Origin of the sequence: Chitinophaga sp. W3I9 (assembly GCF_050434025.1) — a bacterium.
Classification (GTDB): Bacteria; Bacteroidota; Bacteroidia; order Chitinophagales; family Chitinophagaceae; genus Chitinophaga.
Genome location: NZ_JBNPWC010000001.1, coordinates 2,508,079 through 2,530,404, shown reverse-complemented (window position 1 = coordinate 2,530,404; position 22,326 = coordinate 2,508,079). Strand labels below are relative to the sequence as shown.

General features: G+C 48.0%; 17 protein-coding genes and 1 riboswitch. Of the genes, 9 read left to right on the top strand and 8 right to left on the bottom strand.

Going from position 1 to position 22,326, the window contains the following annotated elements:
- The first annotated feature begins 9 nt into the window (after positions 1-9).
- On the top strand, positions 10-1,647 hold the full coding sequence (locus QFZ51_RS10630) for a RagB/SusD family nutrient uptake outer membrane protein (protein WP_429045663.1): 1,638 nt from the start codon (positions 10-12) through the stop codon (positions 1,645-1,647).
- Between the two features lie 166 nt (positions 1,648-1,813).
- Complete coding sequence (locus QFZ51_RS10625) at positions 1,814-2,767, top strand: endo-beta-N-acetylglucosaminidase H (RefSeq protein WP_429045662.1); 954 nt, start codon at positions 1,814-1,816, stop codon at positions 2,765-2,767.
- 60 nt (positions 2,768-2,827) lie between these two features.
- Here the strand turns inward: QFZ51_RS10625 and zwf are convergent, their stop codons facing one another.
- Positions 2,828-4,330, bottom strand: a complete 1,503-nt coding sequence (zwf, locus tag QFZ51_RS10620) for a glucose-6-phosphate dehydrogenase (RefSeq protein WP_429045661.1) — start codon at positions 4,328-4,330, stop codon at positions 2,828-2,830.
- An 85-nt stretch (positions 4,331-4,415) separates the two neighbouring features.
- Positions 4,416-4,808: a hypothetical protein gene (locus QFZ51_RS10615; protein WP_429045659.1), complete on the bottom strand. Its 393-nt coding sequence runs from the start codon at positions 4,806-4,808 to the stop codon at positions 4,416-4,418.
- Between the two features lie 181 nt (positions 4,809-4,989).
- On the opposite strand from QFZ51_RS10615, the gene QFZ51_RS10610 reads away from it, so the two are divergent.
- The 7 genes from QFZ51_RS10610 to QFZ51_RS10580 all read left to right on the top strand — a co-directional run bounded on the left by QFZ51_RS10610 (position 4,990) and on the right by QFZ51_RS10580 (position 13,132).
- On the top strand, positions 4,990-5,484 hold the full coding sequence (locus tag QFZ51_RS10610; protein WP_429045657.1) for a molybdopterin-dependent oxidoreductase: 495 nt from the start codon (positions 4,990-4,992) through the stop codon (positions 5,482-5,484).
- Between the two features lie 87 nt (positions 5,485-5,571).
- A complete protein-coding gene (eat, locus tag QFZ51_RS10605; RefSeq protein ID WP_429045656.1) occupies positions 5,572-6,888 on the top strand; it encodes an ethanolamine permease in 1,317 nt (438 codons plus the stop codon).
- Complete coding sequence (locus QFZ51_RS10600) at positions 6,885-8,243, top strand: glutamine synthetase family protein (protein WP_429045655.1); 1,359 nt, start codon at positions 6,885-6,887, stop codon at positions 8,241-8,243. Before eat ends, QFZ51_RS10600 begins: the two co-directional genes overlap by 4 nt.
- Positions 8,244-8,253: 10 nt before the next feature.
- Positions 8,254-9,390 (top strand): iron-containing alcohol dehydrogenase, encoded by a 1,137-nt coding sequence (locus QFZ51_RS10595; protein ID WP_429045654.1) that lies wholly within the window; start codon positions 8,254-8,256, stop codon positions 9,388-9,390.
- Positions 9,391-9,393: 3 nt separating this feature from the next.
- Positions 9,394-10,110 (top strand): gamma-glutamyl-gamma-aminobutyrate hydrolase family protein, encoded by a 717-nt coding sequence (locus QFZ51_RS10590; RefSeq protein WP_429045653.1) that lies wholly within the window; start codon positions 9,394-9,396, stop codon positions 10,108-10,110.
- Positions 10,107-11,471, top strand: coding sequence for an aldehyde dehydrogenase family protein (locus QFZ51_RS10585; protein WP_370909848.1), 1,365 nt, complete (start codon positions 10,107-10,109; stop codon positions 11,469-11,471). Before QFZ51_RS10590 ends, QFZ51_RS10585 begins: the two co-directional genes overlap by 4 nt.
- A gap of 143 nt (positions 11,472-11,614) precedes the next feature.
- A riboswitch (cobalamin riboswitch) is annotated at positions 11,615-11,826 on the top strand.
- Positions 11,827-12,001: 175 nt separating this feature from the next.
- Entirely contained in the window at positions 12,002-13,132 is a 1,131-nt protein-coding gene (locus QFZ51_RS10580) for a DUF5074 domain-containing protein (RefSeq protein WP_429045651.1), read from the top strand.
- A gap of 44 nt (positions 13,133-13,176) precedes the next feature.
- On the opposite strand, the gene QFZ51_RS10575 is transcribed toward QFZ51_RS10580, so the two are convergent.
- The 6 genes from QFZ51_RS10575 to QFZ51_RS10550 form a co-directional block, all read right to left on the bottom strand.
- Entirely contained in the window at positions 13,177-14,259 is a 1,083-nt protein-coding gene (locus tag QFZ51_RS10575; RefSeq protein ID WP_429045650.1) for a DUF2652 domain-containing protein, read from the bottom strand.
- A 70-nt stretch (positions 14,260-14,329) separates the two neighbouring features.
- Entirely contained in the window at positions 14,330-16,291 is a 1,962-nt protein-coding gene (locus QFZ51_RS10570) for a hypothetical protein (protein WP_429045648.1), read from the bottom strand.
- Between the two features lie 44 nt (positions 16,292-16,335).
- Complete coding sequence (locus tag QFZ51_RS10565; protein WP_429045646.1) at positions 16,336-17,934, bottom strand: solute:sodium symporter family transporter; 1,599 nt, start codon at positions 17,932-17,934, stop codon at positions 16,336-16,338.
- A 12-nt stretch (positions 17,935-17,946) separates the two neighbouring features.
- The gene (locus QFZ51_RS10560) at positions 17,947-18,963 is read right to left on the bottom strand and encodes a GntR family transcriptional regulator (protein WP_429045644.1); all 1,017 of its coding nucleotides are present in this window, start codon (positions 18,961-18,963) and stop codon (positions 17,947-17,949) included.
- 48 nt (positions 18,964-19,011) lie between these two features.
- Positions 19,012-20,085, bottom strand: coding sequence for a UDP-glucose--hexose-1-phosphate uridylyltransferase (locus QFZ51_RS10555; protein ID WP_429045642.1), 1,074 nt, complete (start codon positions 20,083-20,085; stop codon positions 19,012-19,014).
- A 6-nt stretch (positions 20,086-20,091) separates the two neighbouring features.
- Positions 20,092-22,299: an alpha-galactosidase gene (locus QFZ51_RS10550; RefSeq protein WP_429045640.1), complete on the bottom strand. Its 2,208-nt coding sequence runs from the start codon at positions 22,297-22,299 to the stop codon at positions 20,092-20,094.
- Between the last annotated feature and the right edge of the window lie 27 nt (positions 22,300-22,326).

Sequence of the window (22,326 nt, the reverse complement as noted above, 5' to 3'; positions counted from 1 at the left end):
CTGAAAACGATGAAACTGTATAATAAAATGAAGCGTTACAGATCTGGTTTACTGGTGGCCACTGCAGCCCTGGTAACCGGGATGAGTGCATGTACTAAAAACTTTGAACGTTATAATACCGACAATACCGGCGTAACGGATGGTCAGCTGGGACCCGATTTTAATTCACTGGGGCTGTACCTGAAATCCGCGCAGATGTCGATCCTGAACTTTTCCGGCGGCGGGGATCCCAACTCTTACCAGGTACAACAGAACCTCAATGCCGACTGTTTTTCCGGTTACTTTATGACACCCAATCCATTCAGCAGCTCTAATAATACCAATTACGGCCTGGTGCCGGGCTGGAATGGGGAAGCGTATAAAGTGGGTTATCTCAATGTGATGTCGCCGGTAGTGAAGCTGAGGGCAAGCGGCATAGATAAAAACTTCCCGGCAGTATGGGCAGTGGCGCAGATAATACAGGTAACCGCCATGAGCCGTGTAACCGATATTTACGGCCCTATTCCGTATAGCCGTGTAGGTGAAGGCCTGTCATCTGTTCCATACGACAGCCAGCAGGATGTATACAAGCGTTTCTTTGCCCAGCTGGACACCGCAACAGAAAGTTTGCGCGCCCAGGTTAACAGCGGCACGCAGCTGCCTTTCGACTTTTCCAATTTTGATGTCGTTTACAACGGCAATTTTGCGCAGTGGCTGCGTTTCGCTAACTCGCTGCGGTTACGCCTGGCCATGCACATCGTAAAAGCTGATCCGGCAAGCGCAAAAACGGAAGCAGAGAAAGCGCTGAACCCTGCCAGCGGCGGCATCATCACTGACAATGCCGATAACATGACCGTAAAAGTGACCGGCGACTTTACCAACCCACTTGTTTTCATTGCGAAAAACTGGGCGGACATCCGCATCGGCGCCTCTTTGCAGTGCTACCTCACCGGTTTTAAAGACCCACGGGTTTCAAGGTACATGGACAAAGCCACTGATCCTGCCACCGGGCTTAAAGGCGTATACAAAGGCATCCGTATCGGTAGCCTGGTAGATAAACCGAAGTACCAGACCTATTCTTCCTTAAATACAGAAGATGGCGCTTCTCCTGCTTTTACCCTGAAAACGCCAATGCAGGTAATGACTGCCGCAGAAGTGTATTTCCTGCGCGCAGAAGCAGCTGTAAGAGGCTGGAGCAATGCAGGCGGTAGTGCGCAACAATTGTATGAGCAAGGAGTTACTACGTCTATGGCGCAGTGGCAGGTAAGCGCTCCCGGCTATCTTGCCAATGATTCAAGTCATGCCGATGCTTACACCGATCCTAAGAATGCAGCGAATAATATAGGCAGTCCATCTTCCATTACTATTAAATGGAATGAAGGCGATGATGTGGCTAAGAAAATGGAACGCATCATTACCCAGAAATGGCTGGCCATGTTCCCAGAAGGACAGGAAGCCTGGACAGAATTCCGCCGTACCGGCTATCCTAAATTGTTCCCGGTAGTGAACAACAATAGCGGTAATACCATTGACGCGGCCATACAGATCCGCAGACTGCCATTCCCGCAAAATGAATATAACACCAATCCTGCTGCAGTGGCGGCTGCCGTGCAACTGCTAAGTACACCGGCAGATAACGGGGGTACCCGTCTCTGGTGGGATAAATAAAAATAAAGAGCATTTAAGGAGATGGCCGGTAAATGGCCGGCCATCTCTTCTATTAATATCTTTAAGTTAACCTGAGCATACGTTTGTTATAAGAGCCACCAGACCGGAAAACCCGTAACCAAAATTTGAACCCAGATTTCCTGATCATTTAAACATTCATTCCATTATGAAAAAACAATTTCACCCGTTACGGCTATTGGCCGTAGGAATGGCGTGCGCCGCCCTGTTTTTCACCGCCTGTAAAAAAGAAAGCAACACCAGCATTTCAACCGATCCCGGCAAAAGCGCCACCGGCGCGCATGTAGAAACCGTTAGCAAAGCCGGAGGCATGTCTGTTTGTTATGTAGAAGTAAACAGCAACAGTTTACTCAATACCGGCAAGTACACATTAACCACCGGCGGGCAACAGCTGTTTGATATTGCCATTATTTTTGCCGCCAATATCAACTACAACACCAGTACCCAGAAAGCCGTGCTGTACAACAATCCCAACGTATCCAACGTGCTGGCCAACAAGGCTACGCAAATTGTGCCCCTGCAAAATAAAGGGATGAAAGTATTGCTGTCTATTCTCGGCAATCACCAGGGCGCGGGCTTCTGTAACTTCACCAGCAGAACCGCTGCACGCGCCTTTGCCCAACAGCTCAGCGACACCGTTACGTACTACGGACTGGATGGAATTGACTTTGATGATGAGTATGCCGACTACGGCAACAACGGCACCACGCAGCCAAACGACAGCTCCTTTGTGATGCTGGTAGATGAACTGCGTAAGCTGATGCCCACAAAAATTATCTCCTTCTACTACTATGGCCCGGCAGCATCCAGGTTATCGTGGGGTGGGAAAAAAGTGGGCGACTTTGTTAACTACAGCTGGAATGCTATTTATGGCTCTTATTCCGTACCTAACGTAGCCGGCCTTACAAAGGCACAGTTAGGCCCTGCGGCGGTGGACATTCAGAGTACCAGCCAGAGCACTGCCAATTCACTGGCCACGCAAACGAAGAACAACGGTTATGGTATTTATCTCTGGTACAATCTTACCAGCACCGATAAACATGTGTACTTCTCCGGTGTATCCAATATCCTCTACGGCAGTAATGTTACCTACACGCCCTAATAAAAAGAAAGGAGTCGTTTATAAAAACGACTCCTTTCTTTTTATTCGATACTCTTCTATTTAATACTGTCTTCCCTTGCCGATAAACGGAACCAGTCCTTTGCGTAAGGCTTTAACAAGGCGGGTAGCCGCGGTGGGCCCCCAGGTGCCGGCCTTATACAAATGCAGTTCTTTTGCCGGGTATTTTTTCCAGGTATCCAGGATGGGCATTACTACTTTCCAGGCAGCTTCCACCTGGTCTGCACGCATGAACAAAGTAGGGTTACCATCCAGCACATCCAGCAACAATGCTTCGTATGCTTCGGGAATCGTTTCTGTATAAGATTCCTGGTAAGTGAAATCCATCTCCACCGGTTTTAATTTCATCTTCAAACCAGGCACTTTACTCTCAAACAACAAACTTATTTCCAGCTCCGGCTGAATACTGATGATCAGCCTGTTGGGCGTGATATCGTCTTTAAAAATTTTATGGGGAGAATCTTTAAACTGCACCACAATTACAGACGATTGCACCGGCATGGATTTTCCCGTGCGTAAAAAGAAAGGCACGCCTTTCCACCGGTCGTTGTCAATAAACAATCTTGCAGCCACAAAGGTTTCTGTATTGGAAGCGGACAGCACATGTTCTTCCTTACGGTAGGGCAAACGTGGCACACCGTGTACATTACCGGCCGTATACTGGCCACGGATAACGTTTTTCAGCACCTGTGCCGGTGTATACGGCCTGATGTCTTTGAGTACTTTTACTTTCGCATCGCGGATCAGTTCCGACTGGTAAAACTCCGGTGAATCCATCGCAACAATACACAACAGCTGCAGCAGGTGATTCTGCACCATATCGCGCAGGGCGCCGCTGCCTTCGTAGTAGCCGCCGCGTTTTCCTACGCCTACTTCTTCTGCCACGCTGATCTGCACATGATCAATATATTTTTTATTCCACAGCGGTTCAAATACATAGTTGGCAAAGCGGAACGCCATAATGTTCTGCACGGCTTCCTTACCGAGGTAGTGATCAATTCGGTAGATCTGTTTTTCAGCAAAACGTTTTGTCAGGAAGCGGTTGAGTTTTTTAGCCGTATCAAGGTCGGTGCCGAAAGGTTTTTCCACTACGATACGGTCCAGGCCATCGCGGTTGCAAATGGTGTGCTTGTATAAGCCTTCCGCAATGATTTCGATAAAACGTGGCGCCACTGCAAAGTAAAAGATGCGGGAACCGTTTTGTTTCTGTTTCTTTCCAAACGCATCCAGCTTCTCTTTCAGGCCGGTATAGGTTTCTGTTTTCAGGAAATCGCCCTGGAGGTAAGAGATATTTTTAGCAAATCCTTCCCATTCTTTCGGATCTGCTTTGCCGTTGCGGCTAAACTCATTGATCCCTGCCAGCAGGTCGAGTTTAAAGGCAGTTTCATCTTCGGGCAGGAAATCCACGCAATAAATGGTGAATACAGGCGGAAGGTGTTTATCGGTGTACAGATTATAAAGCGCAGGAATCAGTTTTCTTTTAGTCAGATCCCCTTTGGCGCCGAAGATGGTAATGGCGGCGGGGAGTGTTTTTCCAGTTTTCATCTAAGCATCGGTTTATTCCCCTGTAATTTAAGCATCATTCCTGTAATCTTTTCATCCATTTTTGGATGCCGGTGGATTCAAAAGATTACCGGTTGCGGGCCAGTATGGCGGCGCAAACGGCCAGGATACACGTCATTGGCGTGAAGATCAGCTGCTCCCATTTATTGATGGAGATGAGGTTACCCAGGGTGTTTACAAAAAATAAAAGACACATCAGCCACAGTACCAGGCTTAAAACCTTGCCATTGGCAGGCAGCTTCAATAGCTTCCTTTTCCCCAGCACCACCAGCAGGAAAAATACATTCACCAGAACAGAGATAGCCTCTAACCGGTACATTTCCATTGGTGACCTCAGTCTTCCTCCCCATACAAGGGAATAAGGTAAAACTTTCGCCACGATCAGCAGGTGAAAAAGAATAAGCAGGGAGAATATAGTGATCATCACTACACCCGCTATTTTTGGCATACGGATACTCATAAAGCGATTAACTTGCGTCAAAGGTAAGAATAGCGGCGTTAAACGGGTGGGAAAGAATTTAAACCGCATTTGACCCGGATTAAACATTAGCCTAATAATGCATATTAATGTCAGATGGAGTTACGTTTTTTGTCTGCAAAGTGATATTATTGTCTTCCATTCTTTTAATTTAAAAACGATCATGCTTTTCAAATTAACCGGGTTATTTCTCGCTATACTGGCAACATCCGTCGTATCCGCACAAACGTCTTCTGCCACCATCATTGTACAAGGGGAAGTTACCCACCCGCTGAAACTCAATGCCGATGATATCAGCAGGATGAAAAAAACGGAAGTCACGGCTACTGATCATGACGGGAAACCGCATCGTTATTCCGGTGTACCTGTAGCGGATCTTTTGCAGCAGGCAGGCGTAACACAAGGCGCTCAGCTGAGGGGAAAAAATATGTCCAAATACCTGCTGGTGAAAGCCAGCGATGGATATGAAGCAGTATTTGCCCTTGCAGAACTGGATACCGCCTTCACCAACCGGGTAGTGATACTGGCCGACCAGGTGGACGGGCAGCCGCTGCCGGCCGGCATAGGGCCATTCAGAATAGTAGTGCCCGGCGAAAAGAAGCCGGCGCGTTGGGTACGGGAAGTAACCACTATGACCATACGATTTGCAAAAGAATAGGCCCGGCTGGAAAGGTCTTCTTCCCTGTAGTAAAATAATATTTTAATTTATATTATATTACACATACACGCAATAGAGATCTTTCAAATGACACAAAACAAGGGCTTAAAGAAAACACTGACTCCCTTTATGTTGTGGGGACTTGGAGTAGGATACGTTATTTCAGGAATGTATTTTGGTTGGAATCTTGGCCTTGAAAAAGGCGGTACAGGAGGTATGGCCATTGCCACACTTGTGATCATGGTGATGTATGTAACGTTTACTTTCAGCTATGCTGAACTGGCCTGCGCCATCCCCAAAGCAGGAGGAGTTTTTGACTACGCAAACAGGGCAATGGGAAAGAATATCGGCTTTATTGCCGGTATAGCCCAGGTCATTGAATTTATCCTGGCGCCGCCTGCCATTGCATTCGCCATCGGCGCTTATTTCAACGCTTTTTTTCCGCAGGTACCCATCCTCACCAGTGCCATTGCCATTTATTTTGTGTTCACCGGGCTGAATGTTTATGGTGTAAAAGCTGCTGCTTCTTTTGAGGTGATCGTTACCGTTTTTGCTGTGGGAGAACTGTTGCTCTTCGCCGGTTTGTCGTTGCCGAAATTCCAGGCGGTCCACCTTACCAACAACGCACTTCCCAACGGATGGGGCGGCGCCTTTGCCGCCATCCCTTTTGCCATCTGGTTTTTCCTTGGTATCGAAGGCATTGCCAATGTAGCCGAAGAAACCAAAAACCCGCAGCGCGATATCAGCAAAGGTTTTGGATGGGCCATCCTCACGCTGGCCATTCTCTGTGTCCTTATATTTATTTCCGCCACCGGCATTGCCGGATGGGAGGCAATTGTATATAAGAACGGGATCAGCGGGGAAACCTCCGACTCTCCTCTCCCGCTGGCGCTGGCAAAAATTACCGGGAGCAGTCACCTGATGTATCACCTGCTGATCACCGTAGGATTATTCGGGCTGGTGGCTTCCTTTCACGGACTTATCCTCGCCGCCGGGCGCTCTACTTATGAGATGGGCAGGGTACACAACCTTCCTGCTGCCCTCGGTAAAATTTCATCGCGGTTCCATACGCCCGCCAACGCGCTTCTTGGCAACATGGTGATCGGGATACTGGCACTGCTTTCGGGCAAAACTTCCGAAATCATTATCGTATCCGTTTTCGGCGCGCTCACCTTGTATATCATTTCCATGGTGTCTATTATTATTTTGAGAAGACAGGAGCCTGATCTGCCACGGCCTTTCCGGGTAGCCTTCTACCCTGCCTTCCCGGTAATTGCACTGGTGATCGCCAGCATTTCCATTGTTGCGATGTTTTTCTTCAACCTGCAACTTGGACTGATCTATTTCTCCCTGTTGGCCATTTCCTTTTTGTTGTACAAAATTTTTAAACCTGCTCACACATGACAACTTCCGAAATATTAACGTACGTAAAAAACCATCCATCGGGTAAGGTAAAAGTAGCGGTAGCGGACATCGACGGTGTACTGAGAGGGAAATATATTGCAGCAGAAAAATTTGCGTCTGTAACAGAGAGCAGGCTGGGATTCTGCGATGTTACCTTTGGCTGGGACATGAGCGATGTGGTGTACGACAACGTGAAATATACCGGCTGGCATACCGGTTATCCCGATGCACAGGTAAAAATTGACCTCAGCACTTTCCGGAAAATTCCCTGGGAAAACGATGTGCCTTTTTTCCTCGGGGATTTTGTACAGGCCGACAATGCACCGGTGTACACCTGTCCGCGGCAGCTCCTGAAAAAAGTGCTGGCAGATGCCGAAAACAGTGGCTTCCTGCCGTATTTCTCACAGGAATTTGAATGGTTTAACTTTACAGAAACGCCTGATACCGTTCACCAGAAACAGTTCCGCGACCTTACGCCTTTATCGCCCGGCATGTTTGGATATTCTATCCTGCGCAGCGCGTTAAAGAATGAGTACATGAGCAGCCTGTTTGAACAACTGGTAAAATTTGATATCCCGGTAGAAGGATTACATACAGAAACAGGGCCCGGCGTTTATGAAGCAGCTATTAAGTATGGCAGGGTTTTACAGGCCGCCGACCAGGCCATACTGTTTAAAACCGCTGTAAAAGAGATCGCGTACAAACATGGCGTAATGGCCACCTTCATGGCTAAGATCCATGAAAGCCTGCCAGGCTGCAGCGGGCATGTGCACCAGAGCCTCTGGGATGCGGGCAGTCAACAGAATTTATTTTACGACGAACACGACGAACATAAAATCAGTGCCATCATGAAAAGTTACATCGCCGGGCAGCTGCACTGTTTACCTTTCATATTACCCATGATAGCGCCTACCATCAACAGCTATAAACGGCTGGTAGAAGGCGCCTGGGCTCCTACTACGCTCACCTGGGGCATAGACAACAGAACGGTGGCATTACGGGCCTTGCCGGGCGATAAAAAGGCCACCCGCCTGGAAACGAGGGTAGTTGGCTCGGATACCAACCCCTACCTCGCACTGGCCGCCTGCCTGGCTGCCGGGTTGTATGGCGTGAAAAATAAAATGGTGCTTGAAAAAAAATTGACCACCGGCAATGGGTACAAAGACACCTCGAATGGTGTATTACCACAGAACCTTCATGTGGCTACCCAACAAATGAAGGAATCGGCCCTTGCAAAAGAACTGTTTGGTGAACCTTTTGTGGAACATTTTACGTTAACCAGGGAATGGGAGTGGCGGCAATATGCCAAAGCAGTGACCGATTGGGAACTTAAAAGATATTTCGAAATCATCTAAGCATCAGCATATGGCATTTCAGTATAATTTTCCTACTACTATCCGTTTCGGCGCAGGCGTCATCAGCGAGCTGCCAGCCTATTTACAGAAAAACGGATTATCACGGCCCATGATCGTTACCGATCCAACGATAGCTGGATTATCATTTTTTAAATCGATCGTGAGTGACCTGCAGGCACATCACATCTCCGTGGAAGTATTCAGTGATATCCACAAAAACCCGGTGAAGAGCGATGTGTATAAGGGCACGGATCTCTGGGATCATACACAACGCGACAGTATCATCGGTATTGGCGGGGGCGCCGCGCTGGATGTGGCACGCGCCATTGTGCTGCGGGTTAACCACCGGGAAGACCTGTTTAAATACGACGACCTGATAGGCGGCGATATTTATGTGACCAACGACGTACCTCATTTTATCACCGTACCTACTACCGCCGGCACGGGTAGCGAAGTGGGCAGAAGCGCCATCATTGCCGACGACGACACCCATCAGAAAAAAATACTGTTCTCACCCAAACTGATGGCGAAGATTGTATTTGCTGATCCGGCTCTTACCATGGACCTGCCGCCGTTTATCACCGCCGCCACGGGCATGGATGCATTGACCCACAACATGGAAGCATTCCTGGCAAAGAATCCACATCCCCTGTGTGATGGCATTGCCCTGGAAGGTATCTATCTCATTAAAAACTCACTGGAAAAAGCTACTAACAAACCGGACATAGAAAGCAGGAGCAACATGCTCATGGCTTCCATGATGGGCGCTATCGCTTTTCAGAAAGGACTGGGCGTGGTGCATTCCCTTGCACATCCTCTCTCCTCCCTGCTGGACACGCATCACGGTCTCGCTAATGCCGTAAATATTCCTTATGGCATGCAATTCAATATTGCAGGCTTTGAAGAAAAATTCCGGCGCATCGCCAGAACACTGGAGTTAAAAGAAGAAACAGGCGAAGCAGTGGTACAATATCTTTTCGGTCTTAATGCAAAGATAAATATCCCGCATCACCTCCGCGATATCGGTGTTACCAACGCACATGTGGACACACTGGCAGACCTGGCACTTGCCGATTTCGCCCATCCCAATAACCCTAAACCGGTTACCCGGGAAGATTTCAAACAGTTGTACCTAAACGCGCTTTAGATCATGAAGAAAAAGATAGGGATCAGCTATACGGAAGCCAGTTTTGTCAATTATGAAAACTGGTTTACACCCGAAGACCTCGGCGATGACCTCGAAGTGGTGATCCTTTCCTTCCTGCGTAATAACGTGGAAGATATTTATACCTGCGATGGCCTGGTGCTTACCGGTGGCGTGGATGTGATTCCCTCGCTGTATGGCGGCGCCGAAAACTATCCGCATCAGCCGCAGGAATTTCTGCCGGAAAGGGATGCTTTTGAAAAACGCATCTATGAGTATTCCCAACAGCAACAGCTGCCTGTATTAGGCATCTGCCGCGGATTACAGTACATCAACATCCTGGAAGGCGGGAAAGTATATGAAGACATCGGCGAAGCCGCCAACAAAATTCATAAAAAAGATACCAGCGATAAAATACACGGCGTAAATATCCGGAAAGACTCATTGCTGTACAGCATTACCGGCCAGGAAAAAGGACAGGTGAACAGCGCGCATCACCAGGGCATCCACCCGGCCAGGCTGGGAAATAATATTATGGTAAGCGCCACCTCCGACACCAGCGATGAAATGATTGAGGGTATTGAGTTCAAAGATAAAACCGGTAAAGGCTTTATGCTTTGCGTGCAATGGCATCCGGAAAGAATGCCGGAGAAAGAAAGCAACCCGCTTTCCCAGCAAATCAAAACACAATTTCTTCAAGCAGTTAGAAACCATACGAAATGAGAATCTTTAATCCTGCCACCGCACAAACCCTCGCCGTTCTCAGAGAAGATTCACTGGCAAGGGTAGTTGAAAAAACCGCGTTGCTGCGGCTGGCATTCGACCGCTGGTCGGCCAAGCCACTGGCAGAACGCATCAAAGTAATTACCCGGTTCAACCAGCAGCTGGAAAAGAGAGTGGAAAAACTGGCGGGCGTGCTTACAGCTGAAACCGGAAAACCATTGCAGCAATCACGCAATGAAATCAACGGCGCCGTAGCCAGGATTAACTGGATGCTGGAGAACGCAGAGAAGTACCTGTCGGACGAATGGGTAACGAATACAGATAGCTTAAAAGAAAAAATCTCCTACGAACCACTGGGCGTTATCTGCAATATCTCCGCCTGGAATTATCCCTACCTGGTAGGTGTAAATGTTTTTATTCCGGCCCTGCTGGCGGGCAATACTGTGTTGTATAAACCTTCCGAATATGCTACTCTAACGGGTATGGAAATAGAGAAACTTTTTTACTATGCCGGTCTTGAGCAAAATGCTTTCAAGGTAGCCATTGGCGGGAAAGCCACCGGCGAAAGCCTCATGGATCTGCGGGTAGACGGCTACTTCTTTACCGGCTCTTATAAAACCGGTAAATACATTTATGAAAAAGTTGCTTCCAGGATGCTGCCCTGTCAACTCGAACTGGGTGGAAAAGATCCGCTGTATGTAACAGACGACATCGAAGATATCGCAGCAGTGGCATCAGCTACAGCCGACGGCGCCTTTTATAACAACGGTCAGAGCTGCTGCGCAGTAGAACGCATTTATGTACATGAAAAAGTATACGATGAATATGTAGCTGAATTTGTAAAAGCAGTGAAGTCGTGGAAACTGGGACTACCTACAGACGACGGCGTGTACTTTGGCGCCATCACGAGAAAGGAACAGTTAAAAGTACTCGAAAACCAGGTACTGGAAGCCCGTGCAAAAGGCGCCACGCTGAAACTCGGCGGTCATATCATTGTACATGATGGCAACTTCTTTGAGCCCACCGTTCTCACGGATGTAGATCACAACATGAAAATTATGCAGGAAGAAAGCTTTGGCCCGGTGATAGGCATCATGAAAGTAACCAGTGATAAAGAAGCTATTCAACTAATGAACGATACGGAGTATGGTCTTACTGCATCGGTATACTCTTCCAATGGTGAAAGGGCGCAGGAAATCCTTTCGCAGGTAAATGCGGGTACCGGCTACTGGAACTGTTGCGACCGGGTTACAGCAGGATTGCCGTGGGCGGGCAGGAAGCACTCCGGCTTTGGCGCAACGTTATCGCACCAGGGATTGAGAGCGTTTACCAAAACGAAGGCGTGGCAGATGAAGGGATAAGTTTTATAGAAATATTGTTTGTAAAGCGTGGTGCAATGTTGAATTGCATCACGCTTTTTTTATGAGTTAACAGGTTACAAAGGCAACCCATCCACTGAAATTCCTCCTACCACATCATTTTGGCAATTATACCTAATTACCGTAGGTTTGCTTCCGCATTTGGTTCCGCCCCGTGGCGGATTAAAAGGGAATCCGGTGTAAAACCGGAGCTATCCCCGTAGCTGTAATCCTGCATTTATCGTCAGATAAATTGTTTTTCCGGATGAACTCCATACCACTGTCTGCCTGTCCGGCAGATGGGAAGGTCCCGGAAAAGCAGGTAAGCCAGAAGACCTGCCTCTTGTAATTAATCATTCAACGCTTTCGGGTGAAATGCTGTGAATGTGGGCCTGCCAGCCATTTTATGCGCTGTTATTTTTTTTCGTTTAGCCTTAGGCGTAATTCCGGAGGATAGCCGGTATTATGATCATTTCTCCAGGGTTTTGCCCCGGGAGAAACGTGCGTTGTATTTTCTTAATAAAACAATAAATATGAAAAAACAGTTATTATCCTTTCTGTCTGCAGCACTGATGCTGTTTGTTGCTTCCTGCCAAAAAGATGATGCGTTACAGCCGCTCGAACGCCAACGCACAAGCGAAACGGGTACCGGCGGTGTTACGGCTTCATTAATCGCCGGCAAATACGGCAATGGATTTTTTATCGCCAACGAAGGGTGGTTTGGTCACGGCACCGGTGACCTGCATTTCTACTCCTACAGCGGCGATAGTCTTGTCCCTAACATTTATCATGCAGAGAACCCCGCAGGCGCATTGGGTGGCCCATCCAACACGCTGCAGTATGCTACTATCTTCAACGGTAAAATGTATATTGTTGTAAAAGCAGGCGGCCCGCTGGTAGTGACAGATGCCGGCAGCCTCGTGGAAACCGGCCGTATTACCACCCTGCCGGGTAATGATGGTCATGCTTTTATCGGTGTGGATGCCACCCGCGGATTGCTGAGTGCAAAGGACGGCGTATATCCCATCACGTTACCTTCCCTTGCTGTAGGTGCTAAAGTAACTGGTGTAGCGGGTTATACCGGTGATATGTTAAAAGCCGGCAGCTATATTTTTGTGTTATCCCAAACAGATGGTATCGTTGCTTTAAACAGCAGTACCTATGCCGTAGTAAAAAAATTCGGCGCAGCCAACCTGGCCTTTGCAGCAGGTAAAGATGGCGGCGTATATGCCACCAACGCAGATTCCCTGATCCGCATAGATCCGGTTACACTGGCGCGAACCGCAGTGAAATTGCCTTTCACGGTACCTTCCCCATGGGGCGCATGGCGTCATGCTGCCATCACTGCCTCTACAACGGAAAATGCCGTTTACATTGTGCGTAACAACGGCTTTGCCGGTGGCACCCAACTGTATCGCTATATCATTGGTAACACGGCATCTCTTGCATCTCCTTTTATTACACTGCCTTCCGGTCAGTATTTCTATGGCGCCGGCGCAGCGTATAACAAGGATAAAAATGAACTGGTGATGACTACGCTGAACGGTTCCTTCACCGGGGATGTGAACAGGGTGCTGATGTATGATGCCACTACGGCCACATTGAAAAAAACGATTACTTACAACGGATGGTATTTCCCCGCCATGCCTGTATTTCATGAGTAGAGGAAGAAATAAAAAGAGGCGACTCGCAGGAGTCGCCTCTTTTCTTAAAAATCCAGCGGCAACTTCATATTCATTACCACAGGCTCCAGCTTTTCGAGCGACCTCCATAAACCCGCTTCTACCTTATCTTTTTCCGTGAGCCGGAAAAGCCATTGCCGTATAAAATTTTTAGGGAGATAATAATCAATAGTCAACCGGCTTCTCTGGTCTGTTACCTTTTCCACCGTATAGTAGAAAGCGTTATGCCGCTTCTCATCTGTTTCACTGAACAACGCCTTTTGTTCCGGATCGTACGAAAAACTGCTGGTGAACATTATCACATGTTCGCCATTATCCATCACATGCCGGTGACGGCTACCTACGCCGGGCAGAAAATGTTCTACTTCGTCTATTGCCACCACACCGGGTTGCCACAGGTGCCTGAACTCAAAATGCACGACGCTATAAATGAGCGTTTTTATATCCCGGTCAAATTCCTTCGACACAGAAATCATTTTCGTTTTATTTTTAAGCTCTATCTGTGGATCGGGATCAGGTGGTAAGGTATTGCGCAGTTCACTTAAATGCGTGTAGTGAAAAGAAATATTACCGGTTTCTGTTTGTTTGATGCTGGCATCCCATGTCATCCATTGCGCCAGTCCTTCCGGCGGCTCATCATGCAACAGGTTATCTGTTACCAGCCAGTATTCATGCTGTTCTATATCATTTTTCAACAACTGGTGCGCCACTATCACATCTTTCCCTATCAGCTTACTGAAATTCTTTACCTGGTAGGTGGTAAACTCGCCATAGTGGGTAATTACCTTCAGGGTAAGGTCAATAGCGGATACACATGCTTTACACTGGCAAATTTTGCGGTGATTGTAATTGACCAGGTACCGGTGAAATTCGCAGAACATCTTTTCCACCTGCTTATACAGTACTTCCAGCTCCGGCGGGGATCCAAACTTATAGAACAGGATGGCGTCGCCTTCCACTTCAGACACTTCCAGGCCCGACTGATTAGCGTTTATCAGCAGTTCCAACAGTTGCTGGATAATATGGCGGCTGTGCTCAATCTCTATTTCATTCACAAAACGGGTAAAGCCACTTATATCCGGAATAAAAAGCAGCCCTCTATTTTCCATTTTTTTTATTAAAGTTAGAGATAAAAATAATAAAAACGGCATATAGCTGCGCTTCCGGGTATACCGGTCCTTATTTCTTCTCCAACCGGAAGATCATGGCGTCCGCAGCGTCTACCGTTACATGGATCTTCCCTTTCTCCCTGGATGTTTTACCGGAGAATAATTCTTTACAGAGATATTCCCCGGGGCTGAGTCCCAGCTTATCAAAATCAGCTTCGAAAGCGGTGGCTTTCCTGTTATAGTTCACCACGGCCAGGTATGTAAACCGGCCGCTGTTGTGTACAAAGAGGCTGGAGGGGGTTTCGCCGGTATGGTGATCTACCGGAACAAAACCATTAGGCAACTGTGCGGCTTCCAGCACCTCGCGGTTTTGCAACAGCTGCTGTGCCACGCCGGAAGCGCTGCTGTGCTCAGCATAATCGTCGCCGGTAACAACGGTGCCGGTAACGATGGCAGAGGCAAGGCGGGCCCTGTTCTCACCGGGACTGGCGCCCGCAAACACTACGTGATCTGCATCGGTAAAATCGTATACTTCATTCTGCCACCAACCCAAACTGGTAGCATTAAGGGTATAGGCTGTTTCGTCAATGTTTTTAAACGCATCGCAGGCGATACGGCGCATATGCACATATCTGCCAGTGGCCATACCGGGCGAAATAGCGGCGTATACCAGCATCTTGCTATCCAGCTGATCTACCAGGAATTCCATGCCTTTCCTGAACGCCTGCATGCCCGTATGCACGGAAGGATCATACCAGCGATCTGCCTCTATGGCCGCATGGCCAATGAAGTCGATCTTAATCATTTCAAAGCCGGTTTCCCTGAACCGTTTGATGAGATAGGCGATGCGGTCGCGGGTAGCGGGATGAGTGGGGTCCATGGCACGGGCGCCATCAAAATCGTGGTATTGCCCGTTTACTTTGGTCCAGGTTTCCTCGTAATTATAACGGCTTCCTTCTACTACGCGGGACGATTTGGACCAGTCTACGAACGGCGCCCAGTAAATACCGGGTTTACATCCCCGTTGTCTGCAATAAGCCACAAATTCTTTCAACTGGCTGAAATCGCCGGTCATGCCGCCTTTGGTCATGTTATCCCAATAAGAGTCGAGGTCTATGTAAAGGCTGCCATCTTTAGCACGGAACGTTTTACAGGAGTCTGCAAAAAAATCGACCACCTGTTTGGCTTTCACCAGGTTCAACTTCGTTTGCATACTTCCCCAGCTGTTCCAGCCCAGCGGCTTTGCCCCCGTCCATTCAAAAATATAGCGGGGCTCTGCGAGGCGGTTAGCACTGCCATATTGCTCCATGCCTTTGCGCCAGTTGGCGGCCGGCAGTACCAGGATTTTCGGGGAACTGCACAGGGTATCGCCCTGCGTAACTATGCCATGGGGTATTTTGTCGCGGGTAACAAGACTATCAGTCCACCCCGCCACTACAGAAACGTGTGAATCTTCCACCTTTACCCCTGTTTTCCAATTGTTATGCTCTACCGAGCCGAGTATCAGTCCAGCGTTGGTAAGACTGTCGTACAACGCAGTTACCTCTGAACTGGTAAATGCCGGGCCGCGCTGATCCGCTACACGGTACCTGATCCATGCATCATTATCAAAAGGAACGACTACCCCGCTGGTATAAATAGCCGCTTCCCCTGTTAAAGGGCTCATCGCCCGGGAACGGGCGCCCTTTCCCTGCAGAGTTAACGAAGTATAAAAACCATCTTTCCCTTTATATACATAAAATATTTGCTGTTTTTTTACGCCGTTACCGGCAGATGTAATCACATACCGGGTTCCTTCTCCCATACCATCTTTCACGGGTACACTGGTAAAAGTGCGGTTAACAGGAAGGGTATCCGGCCGGCCGGCATCTTCATAAAACGCAAATGCATGCCGGATGATTTCTTTTCCGCCGGTCCACACGGAGTAGGTACCTTTCCGTAAATCGTAGGCGATGTAATTGTTTTTCCCGAAGGAAATATGTTTGACATGAGCGGCCTGCTGCGCATGCAACGGCGTTAACAGGCAAAGCATTCCCGTGACAGATAAAAGGTATCTGCACCAGATCAGAGCGTTATTCATTTTGCAAGTCCTAGTGGTGAAAAGATGATAAATAGCAACACCATTAATATCAGTAAAGCAGCGCTGTACCAGTGCCGGTTCTTCCAGGGTTCTACCGATACCACCGGGATCACCGCCGGCTGATAAGGTACGGCCATCGGTTTTATTTTACCGATGATCAGCATCAGCACTGCCGTTATTACAAACGTCATCGCCAACAAATGCAGGTAATGGATACCGGTGTCGAATACCCATTGCAGTAATACATTTACAGCCAGGAAAAATACCAATCCCGCTTTGGCCGCCACCGGCGGAACATGCCGGGTAGCCATGCCCACCACCATGATGGTAAAAATCGGGAGACTGAAAAACCCCGCCAGCATCTGGATATAATTATAAAAACCTCCCTTGAACAACATGATAAAGGGTGCAATCACAATACCCGTGAGCAATACCAGTACCTGGAACAGGCGGGTTCTGCTGATCAGTTCTTTATCCGTGATGCTGCCTTTGCGGGCTATCATAAAAGGTTTATACAAATTCATAGTGAACAGTGTACCCACGCTGTTCAACCCTGCGTTAAAAGTGCTGAGCGCTGCACCAAAAACAATGGCCGCAATTAAACCGGTGTATACCGGCGGCAGCACATCCGCCGCCATCCTGGGAAACACTTCCGCCGTTGCCTGTGGATGGATATACAGGTGCACGGCAATAAGGCCGGGAATGTTGAGCATGAGCGGCGACAACAATTTACACAAACATGCCAGCGCAATTCCCTTCTGGCTTTGCTCCAGGTTCACGGAACCCAGCGCCTGCTGCACAATAAACTGTTCCATGCCCCAGTAATAAATATTCACCAGGAGCATACCAGTAAAAATAGTGCTGAAGGGAACTGCATCGTGTGCACCACCGATAGCATTTAAATGGCTGGTATGGGTGCCGAGTACGGTTAGCAAACCGGTTTCCGCATCGCCATGCCCCAGGTATTTAAACCCGAAATACGGCAGCAGCAATCCGCCGATGATCATACCGCCGCCCAGCAAAGTATCGGAGATACTGATCACTTTTAATCCGCCCAGTACATTGTAGAAAAAGCCCATGATGCCTATCAGGCAGGCCAGCAGCCAGATGGTAGACCAATAGCTGATATGCAGCAGCTCATTCAGGTGAAAGATCCCGTTAAAAGCCACCGCACCGCCGTACAATACCGCGGGAATCAGGTTTACCAGGTAGCTGAGCAGGAAAATAACGGAAACAATTTTCTTGGTGCCCCGGTCATACCGTACTTCCAGGAAATCCGGTGTGGTAACAGCGCCTATACGCAGGTAGATGGGCATCAGGAACTCGCCTACCAGCAACATCGCAAATACAGAAGTAACACCCCACGACATAATAGACATGTTATTGATGAAAACAGACTCGTTTTCACCAATAAACTGGTTGGCGCTGATGTTGGTCATGATGAGCGCACCGCCTATTACCAGCCAGTTTAAACTGCGGCTGCCAAGGAATACGTCGGCGGCTGTTTTCAACTGGTGCCTCCTTGTAATGTACCACGACAATACCGTCATGAGCACCACGAAAAAAGCAAAGCTTATAATAGTAGAAAGTGGCATTAATAATTACTGTTACAAAGATTTTCTTCTTATCAGCACGGTAGGCAGTACTTCCTGGATCTTTTCCCGGTTCAGTACAAAAACTGCTGCCTTCTCCGCCATTAATTTAAAGTCCGTGGAATAAGTGGTAATTCCATTGCAGATAATTTCCTTTACCACATCATCATTGTGAGATAAAATGCCTACATCCTTTCCAAGCGTCATTTTCTTTTCCACACAGTCTTTCAGGATAGCCCACAACTCCGTATTATTGATGGTGTAATATACTTTTCCCTTTGCCACCGTACCAGGTACGTATTCCGTTTTAATAACACCGTTGATCTTATGATCTTTTATAAAACGCTTAAAAGCCTTGAGTATTTCTATCGGCGTATCCGTAGAGGGCCGGTAATAAAAGATCATTTCATCAAACTGCTTTATGGTAGCTGTTAACGCAGTGAATGCCCTGTAGGAAGATTCCCCGAACTCCTGCACAATGTAAGAACAATCCATGTTCAACGGTTCGTAGCGGTCAATCATCAGGAACTTATCCACCGGCAGCCCCCGCAGGATCTCCGCGGTTTTGGGATGCGGAATAGGCGCCACCACGTACATGCCATAGCGGCCCTTTACAGATGCCACAATGCTCTCAAATACCTCGATGTTATTATGATGAAAGAAAACATCCAGCTGTATGTTCTCCCCGAGATGTGCCCGGAAAGTTTTATAAAATGTTTCCTGGAAAGTATCAAACGCAAATAATAACAACGCTACTTTCAACTGCTGGCCGGTATCATCGCTGCTTACAAAAAAGCCCTTCCGGTTTTGCGATGCCACAATACCTCTTTCCACCAGCTCTTTATAACCTTTGGCAATAGTTTCCCTTGCAAATCCCAGCTCTCCGATCAGGTTATTCACAGAAGGCAATGGGTCGCCCCTCGACAACAATCTTGAATTGATAGCATTGATAATTCCCTGAACAAATTGTTCATGTTTAGAAAGACCGGGAATTCCTTCCAGTTCATGTATCTGTTCGTATACGTCCTGCATGTAAGGAAAATTAATCTGGAATTAACTGTACTACACTATCCTACTAAGCTATTGCGTTTTTTCAACACTTGCAACTTTTTGCAGTGAATAATGGGTTTCAGACAGGGATTGTAACTTCCTGGCGGCCCATTCCGGCGTAATATCGCGCTGCGGACTGGCCAGCAGCTCATATCCTACCATAAACTTTTTCACGGATGCAGAACGCAACAGCGGTGGGTAAAAATGCATGTGCCAGTGCCATTCCGGATGATCCCCCGAATTTACGGGCGCCTGGTGCATACCAGCGGAGTAAGGGAAAGATGTTTCAAAAAGGTTATCATATTTTGTGGTTAATCTTTTTAAAATATCCGCCAGCGCAAGCTGCTCTTCTTCCGTAAAATGCATCAGATCCGGTACATCCCGTTTGCTGATGATCATGGTTTCAAAAGGCCAAACCGCCCAGAAGGGCACTAATGCCACGAAGTGATCATTCTCACAAACAATCCGTTCCTGTTTCTTTAACTCCAGAGCAACATAACTTTGCAGCAGGCTTTTGCCGGTAGCTTCATAATATTTTTCCTGGTGAGATGTTTCCTTGATCAGTTCCGCCGGCAAATCGCTGGTTGCCCAGATCTGTCCGTGTGGATGGGGGTTGCTGCATCCCATGATATCGCCTTTGTTCTCAAAAATCTGGATATACCTGATAGCGGGATCCGCGGAGAGCTGTTGGTACTCCTCCTGCCACAACGTGATCACTTTCCGGATGTCTGCTACTTCCAGCAAGGGCAATGTGAGATCGTGCCGCGGGGAAAAACAGATCACGCGGCAGATGCCTTTCACGCCCCGTGCATGCAGTAAGTCATCTGTTATTGCTACGCCTGCCGGCGTATCTGCCATCAATGCGCCAAAATCATTGGTAAATGCGAAAGGTTCCGTGTAGGCCGGGTTCAGATCCCCGCCCATCCGGCTGTTGCCCGGGCATAAATAACAGGATGCATCGTACGCCGGCAGCGGATCTTTGTTTACCTTTTCTACTTTGCCCTGCCATGGCCTTTTGGTACGGTGCGGCGATACTAATACCCACTCGCCCGTTAAAATGTTTAATCGCTGGTGTGGATGTTCTTCTAACTGGAAATTGTTCATAGATAATCAGGATACTTCGTTGATCTGGATAACCACGCTGGTTCTTTTAACATTCAGCTGCGGATTAAACCCGATGTTCATTAAAAATTCGCCGGTAAATATAGCATTATCCGGGATAGTTGTTGCTTCGCCGGGATAAAGATTAATTTCTTTCAGGCGGTATTTCTTTGCAGGGTCCAGGCCCTTTAACCGGATGGGAAATTTGCTGCCTTCGCCATAGCGGTAATTGACCAGGTAGTTAAACAACACGCCGGTGGTTTTCTTTTCATCGAGATACATTATGGCGGCTACGCTGCCCTCGTGCGGATCTGCCAACCGGTACTGGTCACCGTGCCAGATCACCTCTTTCAAAGCACTATAATTGTTAATCGCCTCCTTGCAGAAAGCAAGATCTTTCTCTTTTAAATCTTTTACCACAATGTCAAAACCCAGCTTGCCCATCATGGCTACATCCACCCTGAACTTAATCGGTTGTTTTCCCCAGTCGGTTACGTGGTTGGCGCTGGCAATAGCCGGGTAGAAATAGGAATTTTCCCACTGGATGTAGATCCGCTCCAAAGGATCTGTATTATCGCTGGGCCAGTACTCCGTGAAGTACTGCAACGCGGCATAGTCCACACGGCCGCCGCCACCGGAACAAAGCATCATCGACACCTTTGGATATTTAGCGCGTACCCTGGCCAGTACTTTATACAGGCCCCGCACATATTCCACGTATAACTGCGATTGCTGCTGCCGCTGGTAAGCCGACCATGCGTTGTAAATAACGGCATTACAATCCCACTTAATATAAGATAATTTAGGCGCTTTTATGAACAACGAATCCACCACCTTAAACACAAAATCCTGCACCTTTGGATTACTTAAATCCAGCACCAGCTGGTTCCGGAAATAATGTTCTTCGCGGCCGGGTTGTCTTAACACCCAATCGGGGTGTGTGGCATTCAGCTCACTCTTTGGATTCACCATTTCCGGCTCTATCCAGATACCAAATTTCACCCCGTTGAGCTGTGCCATGCTATCCAGTGCAGCGATGCCGTTAGGCAGTTTTTTGCGGTTCTCCTGCCAGTCGCCCAGCCCTGCATGATCGCTGTTACGCGGGAACTTATTCCCAAACCAGCCATCATCCAGCAGGAACAGGTCCACGCCCAGGTCTTTGGTATCTTTTAATAACCCTTTCAGTGCAGATTCATCGAAGTTGAAATAAGTGGCTTCCCAGTTATTTAATAACGTGAGCCGTTCTCCTTTTCCATCCGGTATTCTATAATTCCTCGCCCAGCTTTGCAGCTTACGGCTGGCCTCTCCTTTTCCTTTTGTGGAAAAGGTATAGAGGAACGGCGGTGTTTCAAAAGCAGTATTTGTTTTTAATACATAGGGAGATGCATAATTGTTGATCCCTGCTATGATCCGTAAGTTATCCAGGTTGTCAAGTTCCAGATCGATCCTGAAATTTCCGCTCCACTCCAGCGATCCGTATAGCACGCTGCCCTGGTCTTCTGTAGCCGGTTGATCCAGCGACACCATAAATACCGGCGGCTGGAATAAATTGGCGCGGGTGCCCAGTTTGGAGTCCAGCGTTTTAATGCCATGTGTAAGCGGTGTTTCCTCCGGCTGCATTTCTCTTGCCCAGTCGCCATGATACTGGCGGAGCCAGTAACGGGGAGCTTTGAGATAAAGATTGGCAGATGCAAATTTCTGCAGGGTAACATTTCCCTTTTCCTGGTGCCTGATCACCGACCATTGCTCTATTACATCTTCCGCTTTATATACCTTATAGTACAACGTTACTTCAAACGGGTATACCGGGTCTTTCAGCAGGATGCTGATTTCTTCCACACCGGCTCCGCGGGCAGTCACCTTATGACTTACATAACGCAGGTCCAGTGCATTGTTGCCATCGGCATGTGTTACTGCAATGGCGGGTTCCATCAGGTTTTTTGTGCCGGCCGCCGTATAAGCGGCATTGGATACAGTTGAATAATCTTCGCTTTGCTTGTATGCCAGCGGCGCCTGTTGGTATTCTGCCGCATTGGATAGCTTAGTACCAAAGTAGATGGTAGACAGTTGTCCTTTTGCATCTACCTGCAATACCACGGCGTTGTTCTTTGATTCCACAGGTATCGTCAATGGCCTGGCATCCTGTGCGAATGCTTGTCCGCAGCAGCACATCGCCAATAACCAGATGCCCTGTTTTAAATGGAAGAATCGTGTCATGAAAAAAATCTTTTAAATTTATAGCTA